Genomic DNA, 5813 nt, shown 5'->3' with positions numbered 1-5813 from the left:
GGCTTCTATAAAACGTTTGTGGTCGTCCATTTTGGTGCATTCTAAGGTTCCACCAGCAATTCCACTCAATATCGCCAAAGTTTTATTGGTCGTACTGCTACAGTTTACGCGTTTTGAAGGGCGTCGATTTTTATTAGCTTGTATTTGCTGTGTGCTTGGCCCGCTAAGCACAGCACTATTTTTACGCTCTTGAAATGCTTTTGCTGCCTGTTCTGCGTCTTCAGCGACTTTGTCACTGTGATACTTTTCAAAGTAGAGGGCTGCGCCATCTTTTACCGACAGATTCAACGAGCCTGCGCGCCGATTTGCGTCTTTTGATAAAGTGGGCGACGGCAGTGTATTAGTCGGCTTACTTTCAACGGGTACCTGCAGTGTATCGGGCTCAGCATTTTTCTGCTGCTTGGGCGCAGGGCTTTCTACAATTTCATTCTTACTATCAAGTGCTTCAGTCGCTTTGGTTGCGTCAGGCTTCAACTCAATTTCTTGCCTTTTAGGGGAAACATCGATTGGTTTAGTTTCTTGTGGTTTAGCTTGGGCAGGAGGGCGTGGAACGGGGGGATAGTACAGTCTGGCGCTTATCTCCGGCGTTCGCTCCAAAACATTTACTCGTGCTTTTTGGTTGTTGATGCCCATTTGAGAAAGTATGACCACTACGATGATCCCAAACACATGTGCACAGCCCGAAATTAATAGTGGGCGCCACGCCGTTTTCTTTGCAACGGAATGGTGTTCAATGCTGCGCTCAGGCGCAAAGAAAGATGGGGTGATAGTCGTCATAGTAAACAACAGACCATGGGCCCTATCGAATAGTTCCATCCTAATTTCATCGCACTTTTTAGTCCTCTCACCTTACCGCAACCTCATACCGCTTCAAAATTGGGCAAATTTTTAACAGTGCACCATTAGTGTGCATTATTTTTGTGCGTTCATGAAGCGTTTGCTTGTATGTATTTGATTTATTTGGCTAATCATTTGTGGCATGGCTCTTGGTTTATCTTCCCATAGTTGGAAACACGACCATAAATCACAGAATAACCAAAACAAACTGGGAGCAACTCATGAAACTAGTCACAGCGATCATCAAGCCGTTCAAGCTAGATGATGTTCGTGAAGCCATTTCAGAAATCGGTATCGACGGTTTGACCGTGACCGAAGTGAAGGGCTTTGGACGTCAAAAAGGACACACTGAACTTTACCGCGGAGCGGAATATCAGGTGGATTTTCTACCTAAAGTCAAACTGGAAATTGCTGTTCAGGATGATCAAGTAGAGCGCCTGGTAGAAGCCATCGTTGGCGCTGCCAAAACAGGCAAAATTGGAGACGGCAAGGTGTTTGTTTACGACCTTGAACATGCCGTTCGTATTCGAACTGGTGAGTCGGATAGCGACGCGCTGTAAGCCACAACGATATATTTGCGGAGAAAACCATAATGGAAATCACTTTTGAACTTGGGTATGCGCTAGATACCTTTTATTTTCTAATCTGCGGTGCACTGGTTATGTGGATGGCTGCAGGTTTTGCGATGCTTGAAGCAGGTCTTGTTCGAGCGAAAAACACCACAGAAATTCTAACTAAAAACGTGGCGCTATTCGCTATCGCTTGCACTATGTACATGATTTGCGGTTACGGCATTATGTACGGTGGCGGCGACTGGGGTCCATTCCTAAGCGGTATCATGGCTGATGGCGCAACAGGTGTCGCTGAAGAGCCAGCAACATATGCACCTTCTGCTGACTTCTTCTTCCAAGTAGTATTTGTTGCAACAGCAATGTCTATCGTATCTGGTGCGGTAGCTGAGCGTATGAAGCTTTGGGCATTCCTAGCGTTCGCAGTTGTTATGACGGGCTTCATCTATCCAATGGAAGGTGCTTGGACATGGGGCGGCGAAGCAGTATTCGGTATGTATACGCTTGGCGACCTTGGTTTCTCTGACTTTGCAGGTTCAGGTATTGTTCACATGGCTGGTGCAGCTGCTGCTCTTGCTGGTGTTCTTGTGCTTGGTGCTCGTAAGGGTAAATACACCGCTGACGGTAAAGTAAACGCGATTCCAGGTGCAAACTTACCGCTTGCAACTTTAGGTACATTTATCCTGTGGATGGGTTGGTTTGGCTTCAACGGCGGTTCAGTACTGGCTACTGCAACTGTTGAAAGTGCAAACTCAGTAGCGATTGTATTTATGAACACAAATGCTGCAGCTGCTGGTGGTGCAATTGCTGCACTTATCGTAGCACGCATTCTATTCGGTAAAGCTGACCTAACTATGGTACTTAACGGTGCACTAGCCGGTCTTGTGGCTATTACAGCAGAGCCTTCAACACCTACACCATTACAAGCTACTTTGTTCGGCGGCCTTGGTGGTATTTTAGTAGTGCTTAGCATTGTTGCACTAGACAAGCTTAAGATTGACGATCCAGTGGGCGCAATTTCAGTTCACGGCGTGGTAGGTCTTCTAGGTCTTATCCTTGTACCTTTCACTAACGATGGTTCAAGCATCTCTGGTCAGCTAATTGGTGCAGCGACTATCTTTGTATGGGTATTCGTAGTGAGCCTAGTGGTATGGCTAGTGATTAAAGCGGTTATGGGTGTACGTGTGAGCGAAGAAGAAGAATTCGACGGCGTAGACATGAGCGAATGTGGTCTGGAAGCATACCCAGACTTCACAAGCAGCCGTTCGTAAGAGAGTCTCGATTAGGCAACGAAACAACAATAACAATAATGCCTTTTTACTTCGTTTAAGCCCCGCTAATGCGGGGCTTTTTTCGTTTCATGCAATGTGTTTTAAGACCATTATTGAGCTTAGGAAAAGAGCCTAGGCGTAATGTGACAATAACGCTACACTATGAATCGATAAACTAACGCTAGATTTATTATCGGCAACGTTTTAGTAAAAGGACGGTTATGACTGCAAGTGTGCGACTTCTACCTTTGATACTGGCTTTCTTTAGTATCAGCTGTTTGGGCTATGACAGAATAACGGGGCAACCCTTTGCAAGTCGCTCAGAAGTTATTGCAAAGAACGGCATGGCAGCAACAAGCCAACCATTAGCTACGCAAGTGGCGTTGGATATTTTAAAACAAGGCGGCAGTGCAGTTGATGCAGCTATTGCAGCCAATGCCATGTTAGGTTTAGTTGAGCCTACAGGCAGCGGTATTGGCGGCGACCTATTTGCTATTGTGTGGGATGCAAAAGAAGAAAAGCTAGTCGGTTTAAACGCTTCTGGCCGTTCACCCAGACAGTTAACCAAAGCGGTGTTTGCCGAGCGTGGTTTGCATCAAATTCCAAAATTTGGTCCGCTACCCGTTTCTGTCCCTGGCGCTGTAGATGGCTGGTTTGCACTACACGAAAAATTTGGCAAGCTGCCTATGTCTGCGCTGCTTACCCCATCTATCAAATATGCCCGTGAGGGGTTTCCTGTTTCAGAAGTTATTGCCTACTACTGGCAGATGAATCAAGAGCGAATTGGTCACTATGACGGTTTTGCAGAGACTTTTCTTATCGACGGGAAAGTTCCGCAAAAAGGCGATGTTTTTAAAAACCCTGGCTTAGCTGTGACCTATGAAAAGATTGCAACAGGCGGGCGAGATGCTTTTTATAAGGGCGATATCGCACGCACTATCGATGCTTACATGAAGTCCCAAGGCGGCTTTTTGTCATACCAGGATTTGTCATCACATACCTCGGAGTGGGTAGAGCCCGTCTCTGCTAACTATCGCGGGTATGATGTGTGGGAACTTCCGCCCAACGGACAAGGCATAGCGGCACTACAGATTCTTAATGTGCTTGAGCACTATGATATCGAAGGAATGGGGTTTAACTCAGCAGACTACATCCATACCTTTGTTGAAGCCAAGAAGCTCGCCTTCGAAGATCGCGCTAAGTTCTATGCGGATCCAGACTTCAACGATATTCCAGTCGACTGGCTAATTTCGAAAGAGTATGCCGCTAAGCGCCAAAAGTTAATTGATAATGAACATGCTGCGAATAGGGTCGATGCGGGTATTTATGAAGGGGATACCATTTATCTGACCGTTGCTGATAAAGAGGGCAATATGGTGTCCTTAATTCAAAGTAACTACCGCGGAATGGGCTCAGGCATGACACCTCCAGGGCTAGGTTTTATTCTTCAAAATAGAGGTGAGATGTTTACGCTTGAAGAAGGGCACTTTAATGAATATCGCCCGGGAAAACGTCCATTTCACACCATTATCCCGGCTTTTGTAACAAGAAACGGTAAGCCAGTGATGAGCTTTGGCGTGATGGGCGGTGGAACTCAGCCTCAAATGCATGCGCAAATTATTGTAAACATTCTCGACTTCGGAATGAATTTGCAGGAAGCGGGGGATGCTCCACGCATACTGCACAGTGGGTCGAGTAGCCCAACGGGCGCGTTGATGACTGATGGTGGCTATGTGAGCTTAGAATCGGGGTTCAGTGAAACCGTTCAGCGAGAACTCATGGAGCGGGGGCATAAGCTTCAACGCGTGGTAGGCGCGTTCGGTGGCTATCAGGCCATCGCTTGGGACGAGCAGAAAGGTGTCTATTTTGGCGCTTCAGAAACGCGAAAAGATGGACAAGCCGCGGGCTATTAAGCACACTAGTGTAAATAATAGGCGGCGGAGTTAATTTGTTCCCGTTTGCTGCTTCGCTTTAAAGGGTTTCAAAGTTTGAAGCAGCCGCTACACTTTACGATAAGGTTCGCACAACAAAGCGCGGCGAATGATCGCCAGCAGCGAAACGTCAGAACAAGGCGTTAATAACAACAAGAGCGGCAATGACACAACCACAAAAAGGCCTCTGCGCTGAGCCAAATTTACATGCACAGTATTTATTACTGAACGTCATTGATGACGATAGCCAAGCCGTACGCGCCAAACTATCTCGCGTGCTGGATATATTCGAGCATTTTGAGAATGAGCACTACGAAGCCATGGTAACCGGGGTTGTCGCTATTGGCACCGGTTACTGGGCTGAGGTATACCCCGGTTTGATACCTGTTGAGCTTGCCCCTTTTCCTGATATGCAGTGTGACGATAGAAGTGCCCCCACCATGCCTTGCGATCTCTTCATTCAAATTCGCGCTGATAGGCTGGATATTTGCCATGCGGTTGGCATTGAAGTGATGGATTTGTTGCGTATTCATGTAGAACTGGTGGAGCAGATAAGAGGGTTTAGGTACTTAGATGGCCGTGACCTCAATGGTTTTCTTTATGGCGCAGACAATCCACGTGGAATGAAGCGCAGACAAGTCGGGATTATTGGCGAAGATGATCCTGATTTTAGCGGTGGCAGCTATGTTCACATACAACGCTATCGCCATGATTTAAGGCGCTGGAATAGTCTTTCAAGCCGTCAGCAAGAACAAGTGATGGGCACCACGCAAGAACACAATTTGGTAAGTAGCGAACAGTCTGAGTCATCGCACTGTGTAAGAGCAAGCACAGTTGCGCCAGATGGCGATGAGCCAAGGTTAATAAAGCAAGGCATGCCATACGGTGATATGGCCTCCCAAGGGTTGTTCTTTGTGAGTTGCAGCGCCAGTGCGCGGCCTTTTAAACAGATGCTCCATAGCCAAATATACGGCAATGGTGAAGGCGATTATGACAGATGGCTAGATTTTACCAGCGCTGAAACGGGCGCCGCGTTTTTCGCGCCATCCGTTAACTTTATTCGCCAGCAGGCAAAATTATCAGAAACCTAAAACGAAAAAGGCACTATTCAGTGCCTTTTTTTCGAGAGCGAATTAAAGCGTTGAAAATACTTTATCAGCTGCAGCAAGAGTTTGCTCAATGACGGCAGCGTCATGCGCTTTTGA

5 protein-coding genes are annotated in these 5813 nt (G+C 46.9%); 4 read left to right on the top strand and 1 reads right to left on the bottom strand.

What is annotated here, in order from left to right:
• The coding region (locus tag QVA83_RS02215) for a hypothetical protein (protein WP_287498092.1) at positions 1-777 on the bottom strand (777 nt) is incomplete at its 3' end.
• Between the two features lie 281 nt (positions 778-1058).
• Between QVA83_RS02215 and glnK the strand changes: the two genes are divergently transcribed.
• The 4 genes from glnK to QVA83_RS02195 all read left to right on the top strand — a co-directional run bounded on the left by glnK (position 1059) and on the right by QVA83_RS02195 (position 5699).
• Positions 1059-1397, top strand: a complete 339-nt coding sequence (gene glnK, locus QVA83_RS02210; protein WP_012516988.1) for a P-II family nitrogen regulator — start codon at positions 1059-1061, stop codon at positions 1395-1397.
• 32 nt (positions 1398-1429) lie between these two features.
• Positions 1430-2677 (top strand): ammonium transporter AmtB, encoded by a 1248-nt coding sequence (locus QVA83_RS02205; protein ID WP_014948004.1) that lies wholly within the window; start codon positions 1430-1432, stop codon positions 2675-2677.
• Positions 2678-2898: 221 nt separating this feature from the next.
• The gene (ggt, locus tag QVA83_RS02200; protein ID WP_156077797.1) at positions 2899-4590 is read left to right on the top strand and encodes a gamma-glutamyltransferase; all 1692 of its coding nucleotides are present in this window, start codon (positions 2899-2901) and stop codon (positions 4588-4590) included.
• A 182-nt stretch (positions 4591-4772) separates the two neighbouring features.
• Positions 4773-5699, top strand: coding sequence for a Dyp-type peroxidase (locus QVA83_RS02195; RefSeq protein WP_287498091.1), 927 nt, complete (start codon positions 4773-4775; stop codon positions 5697-5699).
• The last annotated feature ends 114 nt before the right edge of the window (positions 5700-5813 follow it).

The organism is Alteromonas sp. AO-Serp (genome assembly GCF_017849675.1).
GTDB lineage: Bacteria > Pseudomonadota > Gammaproteobacteria > Enterobacterales > Alteromonadaceae > Alteromonas > Alteromonas macleodii.
Note: the sequence above shows the minus strand (reverse complement) of the source record. Positions and strands in the feature narration are given on the sequence as shown.